Below are 21,474 nucleotides of genomic sequence, written 5' to 3' on the forward strand. Positions count from 1 at the left end.
GGTGACGTGGATAAAGCAGAAGGACAAGATCGATGGGTCCATGAGGGCCAAGGTTTATGCGTTCTTCGAGAAGCTGCAGAAGGATGACACCGCCCCCGGCCTGCACATTGAACCCATGCACAATCCCGCGGATCCGCGGGTGCGTACCGGTCGCATTGATCTCAACTACCGGGCGGTGCTGTTCAAGGTCTCCTTGGAGTCAATGCCGCATTATTTTTACTACGGTTCCTGGCCGCATGATCAGGCCATCGAGATTGCCCGTTCCAGCGTTCTCGCCGTCAACCCCGTTAATGGTGTTCTGGAAGTCTTGCGGAAGTCTGCCCCTGCTGAGCCTGAAGCCCCCGTCGAAAAGGACGAAATCCCTTCGGATCCGTCTCTGGAAGATCCGCAAGCCGATAAGGACTGGATCAACCCTCTGCAGGAGTCCGGCCTGGATCCGGCGGGCCTGGTATCCCGGCTTGGACTGGATGAAGACCTGGTCCGTGCAGCCTACGGCGCCGGATCCGAGGACCATCTGATCGACCTCATCGGAGAGGCTCCCGACTGGCAGGCAACCGCTTTGCTGGAGCTGGCGGCGGGCCTGTCTGTTTCCGAGGTGGAGGAAAAGCTGGCCCTGGACCAGGGCTCAGTTGATCCTCATGCCAGTGAAGAAGAAAAGATCAAAAAGGCGCTGGAGCATCCCGCGACTAAGATGCAGTTCACCTTCATCGGGGAGGACTCCGAGGAACTGCGGAAAGTCATTGAAGGCGGCGATTTCGACGCCTGGCGGACCTTCCTGCACCCCGAGCAGCGAATCTACGCGGAGCGCCACTACAACGGGTCCTTCCGCCTTTCGGGTGGAGCCGGAACCGGAAAAACCGTTGTCCTGCTGCACCGTGCCCGAACACTTTCGAAAGCAGAACCCAGCTCTCGTGTTGTACTGACCACCTTCACAACCACTCTTGCGGAGTCCCTGAACAACGGCTTGCAGCGCCTGGACAATGATCTTCACCGGGCTGAAAAGCCGGGGGACAGCGGTGTCCTGGTGGCAGGCATTGACGCGCTGGTGTCCCGGGTTCTTCGTGCCGCAAGCGATGCCGAAAAGCGGAAAGCCATGAAGGGGGTCTTCGGGCTGGATCTTCCTGCGCCCGGTAACCTGATCGGCACGGAGGCCAGCTCCAAGCAGTGGGACTATGCCCTCGCGTCGGTGGATCACGGGTTGGAACCGGAGCTGGCGAACTCCACGTTCCTGCAGCAGGAATATGAGACAGTCGTGCTGCCGAATTTCATCACCGGCAAGGACGACTATTTGAAGGTTCCACGTGCGGGCAGGGGCACCGCACTGAACCGCGCTAAGCGTCTGGCCGTGTGGAAACTTATTGAGGAATACCGCTACCACAACCGAATCGAGATGCACGCCACCTATGTGGAGATGGCACATCTGGCGGCCCAGGTTCTTCGCGAGCGGGGAGACGCTCAGCGGGTTGCCGACCATGTACTGATCGACGAGGCACAGGACCTCCACGCCGGCCACTGGCTCTTCCTGCGGGAACTGGTACGGAAAGGGCCCGACGACCTGTTCATCGCTGAGGATTCCCACCAACGAATCTACGGCCAGAAGGTTCCCCTATCTCGCTTTGGGATAAGCATTGTTGGCCGATCTCGGCGCCTCACCCTCAATTACCGGACGACGCAGCAAAACCTTGCGTATGCCGTCGGCCTTCTTAAAGGGGCACCGGTGACGGACATTGAAGGTGAGCAGGAAACAGTCACCGGGTATACCTCCTCCCGCGTGGGCCCCCTGCCTCTGGAACAGGCAGCGCAGAGCTCTGTGGCAGAGCTGGACAACTTGGCAGCCACTCTGACCTCCTGGAAGCACGACGGCGTCGACCTGGGGACCGTGGGGATCCTGGTCCGCTACAACAACCAAGCTGCCAAGGTGATCAGCGGTCTTGCAGAGCGGGGCATACCGGCGAGGGATGTTGATGCTGCTACTCCTGCCGATGCTCCCATGGTGATGACCATGCACCGGTCCAAGGGTATGGAGTTCACACGGGTTGTTCTCTACGGTCTCTCGGCAGATTCCCTGCCCGTGTCCTACAAGAAGCTGGCTCCTGCTGAGCAGGAGGACGCGCTTCTCCGGGAACGCTCGTTGCTGTACGTAGCCGCTACCCGGGCACGGGACGGTCTGGTGGTGTCCTGGAACGGGAAGCCGTTGGAGCTGCTCGGGGCTAAATAGTGTGCGACGAGCCGAATCCTAAGTGTTTGAGCGGTCTACCTTTCGCCTGCGGTCAACGCTAGCTAGCAGAGAGGACGCGCGATTAGAACCGCGAGTTAGGAACACGCTACAGCTTCTTGGGCATCGATCCTGTCATGGCTCAATAGACTGGGCCCGTGAATAGCTCCCTGAAACTCTCATTCGATCCTTTAACGATCGAGCACTTGGGTGTAAAGATGTACTCTCATTTGCCGAACGCTGTCGCGGAATTGGTAGCCAACGCATATGACGCCGAAGCCCATAACATTCGTGTCGATGTCGAGACGCTCCAGGACCAGCAGGTACTACGGGTCGTTGACGATGGCCATGGCATGTCCATTGATGACCTGGCGAACAAGTACCTGCGAATAGGGCGAAACCGTCGCGAGGCGCGCTCGGACGGGAAATCCGAAAACGGCATCCGTAAGGTGTCAGGGAAAAAGGGCCTGGGAAAATTAGCTCTCTTCGGGATCGCGCAGACGGTTGTTGTTAGTACTTCCCGAAAAGATTCAGGAGAGATGAGTACGCTCTCTATGAACTGGCGCGATTTGATGGCATCAACTGGTGGTGACTATTACCCAAATGTGGCTGTGGGACACTCAGCCGAAGATCAGCAGGGAACAACGATCACGCTCACGGATCTCAAGCGAGTTACACCTATCGATCCGGCAACACTAGCTGCCAGTCTGTCAACACTTTTCAACTATGCGGATGATGACGTCAAGATCGAGATTGTGGGGCCAGATGGACAACGCTATCCGGTGCACCGGGATCGTCGTCTCGATGCCGTTAAGGCTGAATCGGAGTGGAGAATCCCGAATGGCATACCTGCGATTGATCAGTTTTTTATAGATAATGAAATAAGTGGTCGAATTGTTTCGAGTGAGACGCCGTTGCGGAACAATATGCGGGGCATATCACTTTACTCACATGGCAGGATGGTAAATGAGCCTGAATTCTTTGGTGCCGCAGAGTCAAGCTTTGCCTACTCCTATCTCACGGGATACATCGACGTGGATTTCATCGATGCCATTGAACCTGATGTAATTGCCACTGACAGACGGGCAGTTAGTTGGGAAACACCTCAGATGCAGGAGCTCCATGAAGAGCTCCGTAAGCTTCTTACACTGGTGGCCGCCGAGAGGAGGGGGAAGAGGAAAGAGGCAAAAAAGAAGAAAGTAGAAAAGTCTTTGCCGATTCCGATGAGTGAGTGGGTCACCTCGGTTAAAGGGCCGGAAAGAAAACCGCTCGAGCAGATTCTTGAAGTTCTGACATCACCAGACGTAGAATTAGGTGCCTCTGAGCAGGATGTGATCGTCACTAGCCTTGAAGAGATCGCTCCACCTTATGCAGACTTACATTGGAGGCATTTGCATCCGTCGATACAACAGGCAGCTCGTGAAGAGTACGAGGCTCAGAATTATTATTCGGCGGTAGAAGAGTCGTTGAAACGTTATGTCCATGACGTCCGGACTCTCAGTGGTGTGGATGTTGATAGGGATGTGCAATTGATGCAGAATGCGTTTGGTGAGAACGAGAATGCTAAATTGCGGGTCTTTACCAAGTATTCCGACATGTCAAATTATGCCTTTTCGGACTCGACGCGCAAAAATATTGAAGCTGGTCAGCAGTTTTTGTCAGTTGGACTCGTTCGTGGATTTAGGAATCCATTGGCTCACGAAGAAAAGGTCCATTTGAGAGACTCTGGCGCTTTCACCTACGTGGACTGTCTTGATGCGCTCAGTATACTTTCCCACCTGCGTAGAAGGCTGGACGATGCATCTACCGTTAGCGGTAGTCCCTGAAATACTTACGTTTCAGTCCGTGATGCGACGGGCGCGGGCTACGAGGGGCATCGAGGGAGGGGAACTTGGGGTCATGTCATCGGAGGCAAACAGACCTACACGTTGGTGGGACGGGGACCCGAACCAGCGTTACTGGATGGAGCTCATCAACGTGGAGTCCTGGGGTAGCGAGCTCATCGCTCCGGACACTCCACGGTATGACCTGATGAAAGACGTCAGAGTGGGGGATGTCGTCCTTCACTGGGTGGGGAAGAACAACCCCAAGGGCTACAAATCGGGGTTGTATGGGGCTTCGGTCGTTGCGGGGGAGCTACGTAGCCGCGCCGGCGACTGGATAGGCCAGCCAGCCAATACCATTCCGCTGACTCGCTACCGGCCGTTGAAAAACCCGTACCTGCTGACCGATCTGAGGAGCGCTTATGAGGACCAGATACTGGGCATCAAAGAGCAGCTGGACAGAGAATTCGGCGGCCGGGGTGGCTTCACGATGTACTTTCCATTCCAGAGGCATCCGACCAGCGGGCTGAAACCGAATCAGGGTTATCTCTTCAAGCTCCCGGCGCAGCTCGTGGAGACCATGCCGGATTTGCTGCCGGACAGTGACTGGGGAGGGTTCGGCCGGCCGCTGGCCGCCCCGCCTGTTCCTGGTCAAAACGGAGTGCAGCAGAGATATGCAGGCTTCTGCGCGGACCCCGTGTTGAAGAAGGCCATCGAGATGCAGGCCGTGCGCCAGGCCATCAGTCATTATGAGTCCAAGGGATACACGGTGGAGGATGTCGGCGCCTACCGGTCATACGATCTGCATGCTGTCCGCGGAGATGAGGTCCGGCATGTTGAGGTCAAAGGGTCGCAGGGCTACGTGGAGAAGATCCTACTGACACGAAACGAAGTCACGCACGCGAATGAGTACAGCCGCACGGACCTGGTGGTGGTTGCGGAGATCCCCTGGGAACGACTGCTGGACGGTTCCGTAGTTACTCAGGACGGACATATGGACGTTCATCCCGACTGGCGCCCCTCGCCGGAGAACCTAAAGCCGCTGAGCTACGAGTACTTCCTGGATTAAACAGCTGTGGGGCCGGGCGGCTCCCGGCCCCACAGCGACTAGAGATCCAGCTCGCCGACTATGACATTAGCCAGGTCGTCGGGAGCGTAGTCAGGCAATTCCAGCACGTTCCAACCCTGATCTCCGAGCCAGGCATCGCGCTCTTCGTCGGTCTCCGTCACTACGGCTATTCTGTGTTCCGGCCAGGCAAGATCAACCATCCACTCGTTGGCCGGTCCTACGTCGGGGCCCCACTGATCCGGCGCGACTTTGAGTTCCACAAGTTCGATGATCAGATCCCGCAGCTCCTTCGCATCTTCGTAGATGTTTTCCCAGAGACTCTGACGGACTGCTTCCGGAACCGGGTCCGTGCCTTCGTTTGTTGGCTGTTCTATTGGGGATTTGGTCTGCCAATGCAGGAACCCCTCTTCCGGGGTGTACGGCGTTCCGTAGAGGAGCCCGCGATCAAGGTAGGAATTGAACAGTTCACAGCTGGTCTCCGGTATGAGGACGCAGCAGTGGCAGGCAGCCAGGTTCCGTCCGTCTGTTCCGGCACCGGTTGATTCTATGCAGACAGGATCTGCAGAACACCATTCCAGCCTGCGCAGGCCTTCATCCAATGCTTGTGTGAGTCGCTCCGGATGAGCCTGGGCCGCTACTCCACCAAGGCTTCCAGCGGAGTCAGATGAGGCTGTGTACAGCAGGATGCCGGCCGTTCCCTCGCCGGAGTAGAGCCTTTCCCGAATTGATGACGCCGGATAGCCGGCGTCCAGTGCGAGCTGGTCGATCATCACATGGGCAAGCGTATGGAGCAGAACCCGCACAATTTCGACCTTGGGCGCCTCTTGTTTCCGCTGCTTCGCTGCGACATTGATGTTGTGCTGCAACTGGTGTTTCCGGGCAACGGCGAAGTCTGTGGAAGCCCACTTGTCCAGCTGCTCCCGGTTCAACGCGATGAAGACACCTTCACCCAACGTTTCCACGGCGGGGAGCCAACTCTGTTTGTTGTCTTCCGGGAAGAGGGCTGCCAATTTGATGTCCGGGGATTCCTGATTACTCGGCATCAAACGGCTGAATCCATAGAGTGCCCGGACTTCCCGGAGCCTGGTTACCTTCCGAACCGCGTTGATCCAGTTGCGGTAGCTGGAGGGAACAGGCATGGTTTCGGCCACGAAATCCGTGTCGGGCTGGTCAGCGCGTCCAGTAATCAGAGCCTGGAATTCCTGCTCCCGCAGACGGTCGTCGTCGGTTTCTTCCTGGCTGTCTTCATTGTGGAACTGTCGCTTTATCTCGCTGCGCAGCTCATCCAGGGTGAATCGGCCATTGAACTCGTTAACCATGCCTTGAAGAGCGAATTTGCCTGCGTCCGTCAGGGCGTCTGGATGGCTGAGAGTGTCCGCACGCATGCTGACCACTTTTGCGAGGAACTCGGAATAGGGCGGAATGGAAATCGCTGATCTTACGGCCGGAAACCATACGTTGGAAGCACCGCGTTGGACCGTACGCGGAGGTTTTCCACATTCCTTTTCACTGTAATTCCAACCCAGCCAAAGCCTTTTCCCTGTGCACTTCATCTCTTTCAACGCGATAGGAGAGAATGCATCTGCCATCGACCGCCGCTTCCCGCAGGAACACACCACGATCATGTCGGCCAGGGAAGAAGTGCGTCCTTCAGACACCAGGCTAAGCTGATGCCCCTCACGCTCTGCGCCGGCACCATGCACCCAATACATATAAGGAAAATCGTCCAGATGCCCGTTCTCACAGGCAACAACGAAGCGGGAAGGGGTCAGCGGCGCTTTCGAATTGCACAAACCGCAGAGAACATCTTCGTAGCTCGCCTTTAGGTCACCAATCGAGCCAAGCCTGCCGCATCTAGGGCATGACAGAACCTGGGGGAATCGAATAACCGGGACCTTGGCCCGCGGCCCTGTGGGAGGCAAAAGAAGCCGCCCAACGCCAAGGCTGCTCGCCAGCCGGGGTTCCGGGGCGGGCGTTAGGTATTTGTCGTCCCATTGGTCGATGCTCGTGACCATAAAGCTGTTGTTTTCCACCGGAAAGAGGCTGCCGACACCAAAGGTCGAAACCAGCTGACTTCTGCGGGCGTGGAACGTTTTCCTAGGCATTTGAATCCTTCCGAACCCAGATGGGGCGCAGGGTCGTCTCGGCGTCTACATCGCGCATGCTGGACGGCGTGGGCCAAGGGGTCTCGGTCGTGGTGGGTCGGTACTCAGGATCCTCAAGGGCCTTTGCGAAATCGATGAGCAGCGAATTATCCGGATCCCGCATGCCCCAGTATCGAAGCTTGGGATTAATAGCTGCGGCTTTCCGCCACGTGGCCAGGAGATTCTCCAGCTCCAAGCTCGTGGCGTCCGCATCTTCGGGCTGGATTGCGGCGACGCGATCCCGGATGAATTCGAAGACTCGTTCAACCGATGCTCCGGTCTTCGCGATGTTTACGGCCCTGTCATCATCCCGCAGCCGTCCTTCCATCATCCTGAGCGCGGAGACCATGACGGCGTGGAGTGCACGGTCTCGGGAGCGCGCGGCAAACGGAGTGGCGCTAGTGGCCTCAACGGCACGGTAGAGGGCCTGGTGGTAAGGAATGAACCCCTCGTAATGGGACCGGTCCCGGGACTTTGCCGAATTAAAGATCGTCACAACCAGGCCGGGGTGTTTGCGGCCCACCCGGCTGGTTGCCTGAATGTACTCAGCGTTGGACTGCGGCTGTCCCATGACGGCCATCAGTCCAAGCCGATCCACGTCGAGTCCCACGGAGATCATGTTTGTTGCCAGGACGACGTCGTCAGGTGTTCGTGCATCTCCGAGTCCGGTCTCGAGCGACTTCAGAGCGCCAGGGATCAGGTTGCTGGAGACACGGCTTGTCAGCTCGGACAGTTCAACTTCACGAGCCTCGGAAACGCCCTCACGCGATGCCAACAACTTTAGGCGGGCACGGACATCGTCGTAAACCTGGAGATACGCCGAGCCCAACACACGAAGGCTGTTGAAGTAGCCCATGAGAGTCCAGTAGGGATCCCGCGTGGCATCGTCACCTTCAAGAACGGCTGCAGAATGGAGCAGCGAAGCGTACGTGCGCACCATCAATGTTGCATGGCTGGTCCCGGCCGCCATGACTCCCACATATTCCCGGGTTCCGTACTCTGCACGAGGTGCCTGTTCGGCAAAAAACGAGTCGTTGGGATCGGTCCCGGGCTGTGGGAAGAGACGCGAGGTGCGGTTGAAGACCGCTCTAATCTGCGCGTCGGCACGGCGAATGGTTGCGGTTGATGCGATGACCTTCGGGCGGCGGACTGCGCCTTCAGCACCGCCTGCGCGTCCAAGGCTGCTGGAAGCAAGATCCACTGCAGTCTCGAACAAGCCTACGGTTGATCCCAGAGGACCAGAGATCAGGTGAAGTTCATCCTGGATGATGAGGTCAGGGCCAGGCTCGCCGGCATGGACGCGGCCAAAGATATTGGCAACGTCGCCTTTCCAAGCCATACGGGCGAACTTATCCACCGTGCCGATAACGAGCTCAGGGCGCTCCCGGTAGACGTCTGTGTCCACAATGTGCACCGGCAGCCCGGAGTGGTAATCACAATCCCGGTCGGGACAGCTGACTTTCATCCGTTCGAAAGGCTGTTTTTCAATCACATAGTTGTCTACGGTGAGGCGGCTGCCGCACCACGGGCAAGCCTCGATCTGGCAAGGGTTGCCTTCAACTACGTCTTCGCCGTTGCGCAGCTTACCCAGGTTTCTCCGGGCTTCCTTCGTGTCATTCGGTGTGGCAGCGGCGCCCACCCACAGACCAATGCCGAAAGACGCCTCTCCAAGGTTTTCTGCAGCGGTTTTGCGAACGTGCTCAAGCGAGCAGATGAGCATTGCGGCGCGTTCGAACTGCTGGATGGTCAAGAGACGCAGGGTGTACCGCATGATCACCGCTACTCCGCTGACCATTGGGTCACGGAGGCGCCGTAGGAGGAGGCAGTACGCGATGAGCCCCAGGTAAGCCTCCGTCTTTCCTCCACCGGTTGGGAACCACAGAAGGTCTGCGAAATCCCGCTCCGGGTGGTCCTCATCGGTGACCGAGGGCAGATTCAGAAGAATGAAAGCAATCTGGAATGGCCGCCAGCTTTGGTTATCTCCCAGGCTGAACTCGCCCGGCCGCCCAGCCCGCACCCAATCCTGACGGGAGCGCTGAAAGTGCATCGCACGGTTAGCCAGCTGAAACGCAGTGAAGGCCTCATCACTGGTCCGGAGCAGCTCAATGCCTGCATAAATGCGGTCCCTGGACTCCTCTGCCGAATCCAGGTGCTTTTCAGCGGTTGGCTGCAGGTGGGGTGGGACTGCTGAAGCGCCTTCCCCGTTTTCTGACGATGAACGGGTCCGAGAGATCCACTCTGAGTAGTCCCTGACCAGTGCTTCGAGTTGTTCGATTACTTCTTCACGGCTTCCGGAACTCAGGAGGCCGAGACGGAGGTCTGCGTGGGTGCCGCCCGCCATAGACCTTGAGACCTCTTGGCGTGGAATGAAAGTGGTGGACACTTTGCTGCAGCGGTCTTCGCGGACGTCGTCTGGATCCCAGGTCACAGCGCATCCGTGACCGGCTCCAAATACCATCTGATTCCTGTACAGCAACTCGGAAGAGGCAAGGTCTTCATCGGGGGAGACGTCAGTGCGCAACTTGGAACGATCAGCGAGTGCGGGTGCGTCAGCTTCCACAGTGAGTCCGACCTGGAACCAGGAAGCCTGGTCGCGGTCCTCACCATCTCGCTTCGGCCGCCGGTTTCTCAAAGCGAGCGTGACAGTCACAACGTCATCCTCGGAGGGACGAACCAGGGCATAAAGCTCGAGGCCTCCACCCTCAATGTTGGTGATCTGCCGGCCGCTCTTCAGCAGATCGATAGTCACGGGGAGGCTGTCAATTGGAGCACGACGCCACTCATAGGAGTCCGAACGCCGGCGGGGATCCTGGACGGCCGAGAGCGTCGGTATGTACTGCGCTGCCTGCGGTATGACCCGGACGGAGGTGGCCTTGGCCAGATCAACCGAGACCGTAAGCCCGAGACTGGTCGGGTAAGTGAGCCTGGCATTGGCGACTGGGCTGTCATCGGCAGAATCTCCTGCCTCGACGGCCGCTGATTCGGGTTCGTCGGGGGCGTCTTCAAGCGTGTCATCCGCGGCTGGCCAAAGTACTCCGGTCACGTACCGTTCAAGGGGACGTTCAGTCAGAACCTCATCCGGTGAGGAAGGACCGTAAAGGTCTTCCACGAGACGGTCGACCATCTCGCTCCGGAAGGCGTACTTAGCGTCGAGATAAGACATGTATTTGCCTACTTCCATTCAAGTTTTATGAGACCGGTCAGACGCGGCAGCAACCACATGCCCGAGTCACCCAGGCCGGCGTAGTGGGTATCTTCGGGGCTTCCGGCCGCGCACTCGATGGAAGTGACCCGGCAGCCGGAGAAAGCCTGTGGCCAGTTGCTTCCGGGACGGATACTGAATGCACGTTTCATTGCATACCCAAACTTGTCGCTTGTACGGCCGATGATTTCTCCGCTGCCAAGGCGCAGCAGATAGCGAGGAACAGAATCGAAATCGTCTGTGTACAGCTCTCCCGTCACTAGCTGTCCTAGGAGGTCTTCAGTCATCCGTTCCATTGGGAGCACGTCTGACTTTTCTGCGACAACGGCACCGACCGGAAAAACCGATTCGACGTCGTCGTTCAGGAACTCCAGACGTTTCGCATAGGTGCGCTTTCCTTTTCCGAAGCCGAACTCACTCCAGCGGCTGGGACTGTCAACAGTGTGCGCCAGGGTCATGGCGTTCTTGGGTATCCGAGTCGTGATGACCATTTCCCGTGCTCGGGACAATGCCACGTACTTTTGTTTGAGTCCTGATTCGTCTTTCTCGGACCCTGGCCAGCCCGGCATCGGGGGAACGTACAGGACGTTGTCGAACTCCAGTCCTTTAGCCCTGTGCACTGTCGAGATTGTGAGCGGAGCTTGATCTGAGACCGTGAGAGACAGCGGTACTGACCGCCCGCGCAAACGCCGTGCCAGGCGACCGACGTCCAGTGAGTCGTAGGACCGAAAGTCACCTTCAGCTGTTTTCAGATCCAGCCACTTGTCCTCATCCAACCCTTCGTTCTCCAGGAGCTGCAGAACAGCTGCCCGTGGCTGTGGACGGGCCTGGATGTCTCGGAAAACGCGATATACCCAGGGCGCCACGCTCATGTCCTGGGCACGCCGGCGTACTATGTGCGGGTATCCGGCATCCCATAGGACCTCGCTGCTGATAAGCACTTCGTAATTGGTGGAACACAACAATGCAGTCGTGCCTCCAACCATCGGCTCAAGGCACGCGGTCTCGTCTAGGAGGGATGAGCTGTTTCCTTCGGAAACGCGGAACTCGTCGAGCAGACGGTGACCAATGCTCACGGCCTGAACGGGGTCCATGCCCCGGATACGGTCACCGATGGCGATGAGTTCTCTCGCCTGGTCAGAGCGGGCCCTATAGTGTTCTTCCAGGCTTCTGAATTCGGCTCCGTAGCGCTCCTGGAGGTCCGCCACAAACTCAGCCGAACTCAGCTGGGACTCAGACTCGTCCAGCTGGAAATCGTAGATACCCTGAAGCGGGTCTCCCAACACGGTGAAGCCTAGGTCTTCGTCGCAGGCGTCAAGAAGCGCCTTGACCATTTCTGCACGGTCCCCAACCAGATCCTGCGCTTCATCGATAAGGATGTGTTTAAGGGGAAGAGCGCGGTCAGGGACGTTCTCACCCTTTAGAAGCTGTGTAGCCTGCCGAATGCGCGAGTCGAAGGATCCGCTGAGCGCCTCATCCGCTTCAGACTCGTCGAGGAGGATCTGCGCGGCGAAAGAGTCAAAGGTCCTGATTTGCACACTTTCCAGATCCGCGTTTCTGGCGCGTTTGCGGACCGCTTCTACGGCTGCCCGCGAGAAGCTCAGGACAAGGATCTCGTCAGCAGGGTTGAGGCCTTCCTCCAGGAGGTACAGAATCCGAGAAACAAGGACTTCAGTTTTTCCCTGTCCCGCTGCTGCCTGCACGAACTGCCGCTCCTCCGCCGGGGCGGACGCGACTGCCTCTTGGCTGGAATCGAGGATGATATCAGCGAGCACTAACGGTTCCTGCGTTCCATAAATAGTCGAATTCCGTGAAGGCAAGCTTCTCGCCGTACTGTTCGAGGTTGTCCCTGACGTTCACGATCAGGACTTCTTCGCTTCCGCCGTTCTTGGGCCCTCGGAGTCCTCGTCCGACCATCTGAATGTACTTGTTAGGGGAAAACGTCGGACGGCAAACGTACACGGCATCCACCTTCGGGGCGTCAAATCCCTGCGACAGAACGTCAAAATTCGTGAGCACATTGATGCGACCCTTACGGAAGTCCTCAATGAGGCGCCGGCGGTGGGCTGCATCCGTCTTTGACGAGATGGCCGCCGCCGGGAGACCCTCCAATGACAGTACCGCGGCCAGGGCCTCAGCGTGTGCTACGGACGCGGCAAAGACCAAAGTGGTGCCGTCTTTTCCTCGGCTCTTGATATGGTCGAGGATGACGTTGTTACGGGTCTGGCTCTGCGCGACCTGATTGAGATCAAGCCTGGCTTCCAGCATCGACGACTGCTCGTCGCTGTTATGAACGCTCGCCATATCTTTCAGCTGGATCTTAATACCTTCCAGCTCCACATGTTTGACGCTCGCGAGAACGCCCATGCGCTGAAGGTAGTTGTGGGCGTCATCCGAGTCGAACTGCTCAGGAACGATGAGATTCCCACCGAACCGGTTAACCAGTCGTTTGGTCTCCGCCTCGTTGGCGCCCCGGTAGGGCGTTGCAGACAAGCCGAGGAGTAGGTTGCTGTTGTCTGTGTAGGACCGTCCGAACCAACTGAGCACCCGTGTGTAGGACGGGGTTGTTGCAGCGTGGGCTTCATCAATGATGACGAGGTCGGGCCGGGACATCCAGTCGTAGGTCAGGCGCCGGTTTTCTTGGATGCTGGCGAGGGTTTGGATCGTTGCCACGACAAGATGGAGCTTGGTTTCCTCGGGAGCCGCCTTGTTGCCGCCCCAAAGGCGGCTAACAGCCATCCGCTCCCCGGCGGGACCGGCGGCCTGCCATACATACATCCACGTTTCAACGGCCTGCTCGCAGAGTTCTTCAGTCTGAGCGATCCAAACAATTAAGCGCTTGCCGTTGGACTTCTCAACGTCGCGGATTGCGGATTCGACGGCCACACGGGTCTTTCCAGCACCTGTCGGTAGCTGAAGGATTCCTCTCTTCTTACCGGACCTGCCGTCCAGCAATCGGAGAACTTTGTCGAGGACACTTGACTGGTAATCATGAAGAGGCGACAGACGCACTGGCCCGGTAACCTCTTCCCGCTCGGGTTTCCTGCGCTTAACCGCGTCCGACTGATCAAACGAAAATCCTAGAAGATCTTCGAGGAATTCCTTTTCATCACGGCTGCCTCGGAACTGTTCAGGGTCAACCACTTCGTCATCCACCAGCGACTTGGTCACCTTCAGGAGATTGCTGCCGTGGAGGGTTTGCATTATTGCGAACAGCAGATCATCGGTGAGATTCAGCCCTCGGTTCTCCGCCAACTGAATCAGCTCCGATGGAAGCAAATTCATGAGCTTCTGCCGGCCCACCAGTGCTACGAAACGACCCGCCTCCGTGTCCTTTGCGCGTACCTTCTGTTCCCTTTCAAGACGCTTGCGTTCGTCTTCCAGTTTCTTGAGACGGCCAGCAACCTCGTGGGCGGAAAGTCTCGATCCCAGACTTTCCAACAGCGCTGCGAGAACGTTGCGGGGCTGCAGGGAAGACGAGTAATAAAAGACGCCGTCTTCGATCCGAGATTTGTGGTCCGTGACTATGCGCGACTCGTCGAAGTCATTGCTGAGCACGGTTCGGAGTTCCGAACAGGGTACGGCGAGCATTCCGGCTTTAGCGCCGCTGACGACCCGGTGGATCTGGGGGAACAGCTTGCCCAGTGTAATTGGCTCTTTGTCAGCATCAGGAACATGCTCAAGCGATGCCCTTGAAGATACAGACACCCTGTCCATGCCCCACATCTCGGAGAGTGCTGCGTCAAGTTCATCATTGCCCGTGTAGAGGCAGGCTACGTTGGGGCGGGAGCGCAGAAAGGCGAAACTGGCTTCATCCGCGGCCAGAATTACGTGTGAAGCCAGATGGCGGGTTGTTCCGTCCTTGAACGGGACCAACAATTCCTTGGGAGCTTTCAGCCCCGCACGTGCCATGCATCCGTACAGCTGGTGGACCTGGGGCAGGCGCAGTTTGCTCTCGGCCGCTGGGAGAACGAACTTCCAGGGTACCTTTCGGGGATCGGTAGGGAGGTGGAGAGTTTGAGCGATCTCTCCCGGGTAGGGAAGGAACATCTCTGGGAAACCAGGGAGCTGGCCGACACAGTATTTGACGTCCACCAGCCCCAACGGAGTTCTGAGAACACCGAAGTTACGGATCCACCAGAGATCAGGGCCATCCACGGATTCCGAAGTGCGGACGATGTTGCCGTACTGGACGGAAACCGGATACTGCTCGTTCGACAGAAGCCGCTCGGTGACCTTCGCTCGGGTAGCAAAGGACGCGTCGGCAAGCAGTTCCAGACCTTCGGTGCATAGGGCTGGAGGGAACTTTAGGCTGGCGGGAGAAACCGGTTCAGGGCCGGACGCGGATGCCTGGGAGATCTGACGGCTGAGCTGCGATTTCCAGGTTTCGTAAAGTACCCCCGCATGTTGCATGGACGGTGCACTGATATTTGTGCGGGCACCGAGATTCTGCAGAAGGCGGAGATCCGGGCGGTGGAACAGCTCGTCGACCAGCAGATGCTCATCACCGGGCGAACCCGCCGGGATAAGTACCCCTGGGAGCCAGACGAGGCGGAGCGGCTTCCACGTGCCATTCTTGCACTTGACCAAAAGACGCTCGGTGTCTGTGTTTTCACGGAGTATCTGCAGCGTTTCTGGCACCTGGAGGGATCGGGACATCCGCCAGAGAGACTCAGCAGTTTCTGCGGAGTCGTAGTTCTCGGATATTTCCCGGGCGATACGGACAATTCTTCCCTGTGCATTCAAGGCCTGGAATCCGAGGATCCGAAGATAGTCAGCTACGTGACCATGCTCGTAGAGAGCATTGGCAACGAACTTCGACTCTGTCTCATGTGGGGACAGGGGCAGGAAGAGATCCCGTGTAATCAGCGGACGCATTTCTCCGTCCGCTGCCAGAACTACTCTGCTCCGGCGCATGGCTTCCTGCAGATCCGGGTAGCGCTTATGGATTTCGACGGCAATTTCCAGGGCGCTCTCAATGCTGTCCAAGCTCCCGTCAGCGACTACCTCTTCAAGCCACACGGTGACAGATGTCCGCTTTGTGCGATTGAGCTCAAGGATGCGATTGACCTGGGCGGAGCGAGTCCGGCTATTCAGCGCTGACTCGTGTACCCACGGCCGGTCACGGCCGACGGTGGCATTCCACTTTTCTTCCAGCCTGGTTGCCTCTTCCAGGGCAGGCGGGACATGAATCGTGGCGGCGGATTGGAGCCGCCCCATCCGGTCAGGGAGCGAAGGCACCGCAGCGACTGCCTGCATAACGGGCAGATTGATCACTTCGTCCGCCCAGGAACGGGCTTCCCTTCCACGCGCAGGGAGCAAATCCAGGAAACTGGCTGGATCATCAGCGGGCGAGAGCTCCGGAAGTGCTCCCGCGACCATGCGTGGCAGGGTCCTTGTAAGAATCTCTCGGTTGTATTCGCTGCGAAGCATGTTGTGCCGGTCTTCGTTCATCTTGAACGGAGCGTTGACGATTCCGCGCAGAGTGGTCTGCGAGGTTGTTGGAAAATAATTCCAGAAGCTGCCCAGGTTCTGACGGGCTTTGCCAGCCATGGGCACTGCCCAGACAACTTTGGCATCGTCTCTGGCCACGATGCTGCCAGCGTCGGCCTTCGCTGTTTCACTGAACACATGTTTCGACGTGAAAACGCGCCATTCGCTGGAGTCGTTGCCGTCGCTCAGAATGACATGGGACCCGGTCCGCTTGGCGGTCCAATGAATATTCGAACCTTCGCGCCGGTCGTCCAGCTCAAGTCTTCCGATCTGGTCAGAGAACAGGAGGAACTCGGGCGGGAACATTTTGAGTTCGTCGGACAGCCATGTGATGTTGGGTTTCAGCGGAAGCTTGACAACAGTGGATGCCCAGGCCATGAGATCCGCCAATACGGCGTCGTCCGCCGCGGCTTCCGCGGGATCGACTGGGGCTGCAAGGCGAAGAACGGGATAATCGCTGAGCCCCGGCGCAATCTCAGCGAGGACAGATTCGCTTTGTGCCTTGTCCCAGCGGACGGACGCAGTGCGGCTGAAAATGTGGGGGGTATCCGTAATCTGCAGGACGGACTTGAACCCGAGGCCGAATCTGCCAATCTGATCGTCTCGCTTCGACGACGAGTGCGAAAGCAGCAGAGCGCGAAACCCTTCACGCTGAAATGGCATGCCCTCATTGGCACAGTAGAGCGCATCTTCAGTGAGCACAACCCGTATGCGGCCTTCGAGTCCGTCCATGGCATCCGCAGCATTTTGGATGAGTTCGTTGAGCTGTTTGCGCCCGTATCCGCCTTGGACCGTTGCCTGCTCGATATTGCTCTGTTCCTGCACGAGCTCAGGGCGAATGCGATACGCCTCGACAGCTCTGCGGGAGTCGTCCGCTACAAATTGTGCGAGTTCGCTGTCGAGGCCTTGCCAATCATTAAACATCGTTGTTTATTCCCCCTGGAGTCGCCCATATGGGTGACCATGTCTTTGCATATATTCTCAAACGTGTTCTATCAGGCCGCACCGACACAACAGGTCCGGGCTCGCCGGGTGCGGTCGTACTGCAACCTACAGAGCTATAGGTGTGGGAGAAGCTGCCTCGCAATTGCCTTTCCTAGCTCCATCGGGACAGCGTTCCCTATTTGCTTTGCGATCGCGGTCTTCGACCCAATCCACAGGTGCTCATCAGGGAACCCCTGGAGTCTGGCTGCCTCGAGATGCGTGATGGCCCGGTTAGCCACAGGATGGATGTACCGTCCCTTTTCGGGCTTGAAAAACTCGGTGCGAATAGTGACGGAAGGGCGGTCCCAGCGGAGGCGCCCCATAACGTCGCCGGAACCGCTCTTGTGGTTTACCCAGCATGGCGCCAAAAGCTTGGCTGGCAGATCCATACGGTTGCCGCCTTCGGGGATCGCTTCAAACCTGTCCAATGACAGTTGGGCGTACTTTCTGCCCAGGTGCAGCTCGGTCGTTCTGAATGGACCGGACATCCAGCGATCACCGACGAGAGTTTTCCGATCCGGCAGCTCGGTTGCTGGCGCAGAGACGGGAATGCCAGCGAGGGCGCTGCGAACGTTAATGTGTCGTCCCACATGGGTGGGAGGTGGGAACCCCGGGAAGGTCAGGTCCCGATGGTGTCCTATCAGAATGGCCCGCTTTCGCGCTTGCGGTGCACCGTAATCCGCTGCATTAAGTACATGCCACTGGAAGCTGTAGTCCTCCAGGAATCCGCCCTTGCGTGTGGCATCAGCAAAATCCACGAGTTGCTGAGACTTGCCAAATGCCCCGACGTTCTCAACGACGAAGTACTTCGGCTTTGCTCGAAGAAGAGCTTGGGCGTAGTGCTCCCACAGGCTGTTGCGTTCATCCAGAGCATCCCGCTTACCCAGGAGCGAGAATCCCTGACACGGCGGTCCGCCGATCACGACGTCGACGTTCGGCACTTCTTCTTCCAGGAGCCACTCCTGGATCGGGCCAGCATAAACTTTATTCCCAAACGTCGCTGAGTAGGAAGCGGCAGCAGCTGCGTCGAACTCTACGGCTCGTTCTGTGACGAACCTAGGCGATGCTGCGTAGAAGCCATGGGTCAGACCACCGGCGCCGGCGAACAGGTCCAGGATGCGGATTGAGTCAGTTTGTTTCTCTCGCTCGAACGGCGCTCTGGTGGTTGTTTCAGTCGTCAACATGGTGAAAGAAGATTACCGCTTTTCTGTGGTTACCCGGGGCCGGCATGCCGAGGCGTTCCTCACGGGTCTGTGGTTCTGCTCGAACGGGCTACCGGAGGACGCGTCGTCCATACGTTGCCCAGAGCCCCTCCTGCTGCCGCACCATAAAGCGCATCTGCTCGGCATCCCCTACGCCCTCTGAGACCAGTTGCACGCTCTTAGCCAAGTCAAAAAACCCGCCGCCGGGCATCTTGGTCGCCCGGGCATGCACCAGAACGGACAGCAGGAGCCCGGGGTGTTCCTCGCGTCCGCGCTTAGATATATCCGCTAGGAGTGTTCCCACAACCTGGCGGTCCTGTGGGAAGACGAATTGGCGCAGCCCTGTTTCCACTGCCATTTCCTGAACGAAGGAGGTGTAGTCCGTCTGCGTCTTCCGAGCAGCTAAAAATTTGAGGATGCTAAGTCCGGCCTCCACCAATTCATTCCATTCCAAGTCATCTCTACCGTGCGGCATGCTTCTCCTTTTCATTGCGTGGAGGAGATCCTACCCAACATCGCAGGACGACCTCTTGCACGGCAACCGCTTATACAGATCTGAACGCTTGCCGACGAAGCCGGGTAAATCGGAGGTATGGCACAAATCCTCAACCGGCAGCCAGACGGCACCTCGCGCGAGCCGAACCTTGTCTGCTATGCCGCGAAGTCAGCGACTCCTGCGACTCCTGCGACTCCTGCGTCAACCCAGTTGTGTTGCAACTGCGATTGTGAAAGCCGCCCAAACAACAGATGCGGACGCCCCAGCAGAAAGACCTTTCGCAACCGCTCCTACGCGCCCCTCCCAAAACGAAAGCATCGCACCGAGGAATGCGCCGATCGCGGCGATGAAAGCCCCCCACGCGCTACTCTTGATTAGGAGTGCTAGAGCATTTTCCCGCTCAACGTCGCCTGCCATGCCGTCGGCAGCAGCTGTATAGAGCTCCAAAGCAGGATCAATCTGGGCAGTTATCAGGTTGAGAAGGATGGTCATCGAAAGTAAAAGGCTCCCAAGAGACCAGTACCAATTTCCCGCCTTTTTGACGTTAGTACCTAAGTTCAGGGTGTTCCTTACCCGTTTTAAGAACTCGGTATCAGTCGCCAAATCGTTCCGAATCTTTTCATAATTCACTGCATGTAGCATGTTTGCCCCCATAGGTAATAGAACCAATGACTCAGGCTATCGAATGCGACTGGCAAGCCCTGTGAACTCGGAAACCTATGTCCGGTGGTACTGCGCTGCATTATAGCTTGTCATGTCTGATCCTTCGCTATTGAGTAACCTTCTGTCGAGGACAAGCGAGCAAGTTGGACAGTGGGCACAATAGCAGGCAGCTTCAATCGATGATTTTTGTCCCGCCAACCGGGCGGTGAGGATAGCTGCCTGTGGACTCAGGATTCGGACCCCGCCCCACGTTCTGCAAAGATGGTAGTAAGGCTACTGATAAAGGAGATCCCATGCAGAACGAAATGCAGGAACATCCCGCTGACGAGAACGCCCCGTCCACCCGGCGGAACACCCCGCTGATGAACATTCCGGCGGCAGACATCGTTGACGCCGGAGCATCCGCTGCCAGGCCGCGGGACGTGGACCCGGCAGAGGTCGCGATCCTGGCCGAGGCAGAAGACCCGGGAACCCCCGGCCTGCGGCTGCAGGAACTGGCCACCGATGAGCCGAAGGCCCGCCCCGCCGTCGCCGCCAATCCGGCCGCCGGACCCGAACTGCTGAAATGGCTCGGCGCGCTGGACGATCCCGCCGTGAACGAGGCGCTCCGGCGCCGCGAACAGGCCCAGCAGGCTGAGCGCGGACACTAGTTTCTAAACTGTGGAGGGGCGGACAAGCAGTCCGTCCCGGCACGTCTCTGATCGCACGCCCCGCGCCCATACAGTGCGTAGAACAAAACCCGGCAGCCTGTAGTGAAGCAGCCTGAATACCCAAGGAGAACCACATGTTTCCCGCCACCTCCGCACCAAGCGCCGCCGACTACGGGGTGTACTCGGAGGTCGGAAAACTGCGCAAGGTCCTCGTCTGCGCGCCGGGCCTGGCCCACGAACGGCTCACCCCGACCAACCGTGAAGATCTGCTGTTCGACGACGTGATGTGGGTGGAGAACGCCCAGCGCGACCACGCTGACTTCGTTGCGGAAATGACCAGCCGCGGTGTCGACGTTGTCGAACTCCACGACCTGCTGGGTTCCACCATGGACATCCCGGAGGCCCGGACCTGGCTGCTGGACCGCAAGATCATCGCCAACCGCGTCGGCCTGGGCCTGGTGGCCGGCACCCGAGCCTACCTCGACTCACTCTCCGGAGCGGAACTGGCGCGGATCCTCGTCGGCGGGCTGACGACGTCGGACGTTCCCGCCGACTACCTCTCCGGCTACGTCGGCCTGGTGCGGGAATCCACCGGCCGGCCCGAGTATCTGCTGCCGCCGCTGCCCAATACTCTTTACACCCGGGACACCACCTGCTGGATCGGCTCCGGCCTGACGCTGAACCCGCTCTACTGGCCGGCCCGGCACGACGAAACCCTGCTGATGCAGGCCATCTACCGGTTCCATCCGGAGTACACCGGCTCGAAAATCTGGTGGGGCGACGCGGAAAAGGACTGGAGCCAGGCCTACCTGGAGGGCGGCGACGTCATGCCCGTGGGCAACGGCACCGTGCTGCTCGGCATGGGAGAGCGGACCTCCCGGCAGGCCATCACCCAGCTCGCGCAGGCCCTGTTCAAGGACGAAGCCGCGGAACGGATCGTGGTCGCGGGCATGCCCAAGCTGCGCGCCGCCATGCACCTGGACACCGTGTTCACCTTCGCCGACCGGGACCTGGCCACCATCCACCCGGCCATCGTGGACGGCATCCACCCGTTCACCATCCATCCCTCCGACAAACCCCTGGGCCTGGAGGTCCGCGACGAGCGCGACCGGCGCTTCGTGGACGTGGTCGCCGAAGCCATGGGCTACAAGCAGCTGCGCCTGGTGGAGACCGCCGGGGACTACCACGCCACCGAACGCCAGCAGTGGGACAGTGCGAACAACGCCGTCGCCCTGGAGCCCGGCGTGGTGTTCACCTACGACCGCAATACGCAGACCAACGCGGCGCTGCGCAACGCCGGCGTGGAAGTGATCCCCATCGTCGGTGCCGAGCTGGGCCGCGGCCGCGGCGGCGGGCACTGCATGACCTGCCCGATCATCCGCGACGGGATCGAGTAACCGACGACGGCATGCGGGATGCGGCGGCTGACAATCGACCGCGTCCACGCTCGCCATCGGTACACGCATTTCCACTGCACGGACCCCTTCGGCAACCGCCTCCGGATGGGGGCCGCTGATTCGGACCCCGCCGTCG

General features: G+C 58.6%; 12 protein-coding genes. 5 read left to right on the forward strand and 7 right to left on the reverse strand.

What is annotated here, in order from left to right; all coding sequences use genetic code 11:
* Nucleotide 1: 1 nt before the first annotated feature.
* From CXR03_RS12895 to CXR03_RS12905, 3 genes are all read left to right on the forward strand, one after another.
* Nucleotides 2-2,218 carry a 3'-5' exonuclease gene (locus CXR03_RS12895; protein ID WP_219816243.1) on the forward strand — a complete coding sequence of 739 codons (2,217 nt, stop codon included), beginning with the start codon at nucleotides 2-4 and terminating at the stop codon, nucleotides 2,216-2,218.
* 155 nt (nucleotides 2,219-2,373) lie between these two features.
* Complete coding sequence (locus CXR03_RS12900; protein WP_104104205.1) at nucleotides 2,374-4,041, forward strand: TIGR02391 family protein; 1,668 nt, start codon at nucleotides 2,374-2,376, stop codon at nucleotides 4,039-4,041.
* Nucleotides 4,042-4,177: 136 nt separating this feature from the next.
* Nucleotides 4,178-5,107, forward strand: coding sequence for a DUF3883 domain-containing protein (locus CXR03_RS12905; RefSeq protein WP_181034594.1), 930 nt, complete (start codon nucleotides 4,178-4,180; stop codon nucleotides 5,105-5,107).
* A 38-nt stretch (nucleotides 5,108-5,145) separates the two neighbouring features.
* On the opposite strand, the gene drmB is transcribed toward CXR03_RS12905, so the two are convergent.
* The 7 genes from drmB to CXR03_RS12940 all read right to left on the reverse strand — a co-directional run bounded on the left by drmB (nucleotide 5,146) and on the right by CXR03_RS12940 (nucleotide 19,258).
* Nucleotides 5,146-7,212, reverse strand: coding sequence for a DrmB family protein (drmB, locus tag CXR03_RS12910; RefSeq protein ID WP_146070508.1), 2,067 nt, complete (start codon nucleotides 7,210-7,212; stop codon nucleotides 5,146-5,148).
* Nucleotides 7,205-10,432 (reverse strand): helicase-related protein, encoded by a 3,228-nt coding sequence (locus CXR03_RS12915; protein ID WP_258073640.1) that lies wholly within the window; start codon nucleotides 10,430-10,432, stop codon nucleotides 7,205-7,207. The genes drmB and CXR03_RS12915 overlap by 8 nt, the downstream gene beginning before the upstream one ends.
* Nucleotides 10,423-12,228, reverse strand: a complete 1,806-nt coding sequence (locus CXR03_RS12920; protein WP_181034595.1) for a UvrD-helicase domain-containing protein — start codon at nucleotides 12,226-12,228, stop codon at nucleotides 10,423-10,425. Before CXR03_RS12920 ends, CXR03_RS12915 begins: the two co-directional genes overlap by 10 nt.
* The gene (locus CXR03_RS12925) at nucleotides 12,218-16,870 is read right to left on the reverse strand and encodes a DEAD/DEAH box helicase (protein WP_104104209.1); all 4,653 of its coding nucleotides are present in this window, start codon (nucleotides 16,868-16,870) and stop codon (nucleotides 12,218-12,220) included. Before CXR03_RS12925 ends, CXR03_RS12920 begins: the two co-directional genes overlap by 11 nt.
* A gap of 134 nt (nucleotides 16,871-17,004) precedes the next feature.
* On the reverse strand, nucleotides 17,005-18,114 hold the full coding sequence (locus tag CXR03_RS12930) for a DNA cytosine methyltransferase (RefSeq protein ID WP_104104210.1): 1,110 nt from the start codon (nucleotides 18,112-18,114) through the stop codon (nucleotides 17,005-17,007).
* A gap of 88 nt (nucleotides 18,115-18,202) precedes the next feature.
* Nucleotides 18,203-18,607, reverse strand: a complete 405-nt coding sequence (locus CXR03_RS12935; RefSeq protein ID WP_104104211.1) for a hypothetical protein — start codon at nucleotides 18,605-18,607, stop codon at nucleotides 18,203-18,205.
* Between the two features lie 222 nt (nucleotides 18,608-18,829).
* On the reverse strand, nucleotides 18,830-19,258 hold the full coding sequence (locus CXR03_RS12940; RefSeq protein WP_146070509.1) for a hypothetical protein: 429 nt from the start codon (nucleotides 19,256-19,258) through the stop codon (nucleotides 18,830-18,832).
* A gap of 326 nt (nucleotides 19,259-19,584) precedes the next feature.
* On the opposite strand from CXR03_RS12940, the gene CXR03_RS12945 reads away from it, so the two are divergent.
* Together CXR03_RS12945 and CXR03_RS12950 are read left to right on the forward strand one after the other, a co-directional pair.
* Nucleotides 19,585-19,941, forward strand: a complete 357-nt coding sequence (locus CXR03_RS12945; RefSeq protein ID WP_104104213.1) for a hypothetical protein — start codon at nucleotides 19,585-19,587, stop codon at nucleotides 19,939-19,941.
* Between the two features lie 134 nt (nucleotides 19,942-20,075).
* Entirely contained in the window at nucleotides 20,076-21,338 is a 1,263-nt protein-coding gene (locus CXR03_RS12950; protein WP_104104214.1) for an arginine deiminase, read from the forward strand.
* The last annotated feature ends 136 nt before the right edge of the window (nucleotides 21,339-21,474 follow it).

The sequence above is a fragment of the Arthrobacter sp. 08Y14 genome (assembly GCF_002929455.1).
In the GTDB taxonomy this organism is placed as follows: Bacteria; Actinomycetota; Actinomycetes; order Actinomycetales; family Micrococcaceae; genus Arthrobacter_B; species Arthrobacter_B sunyaminii.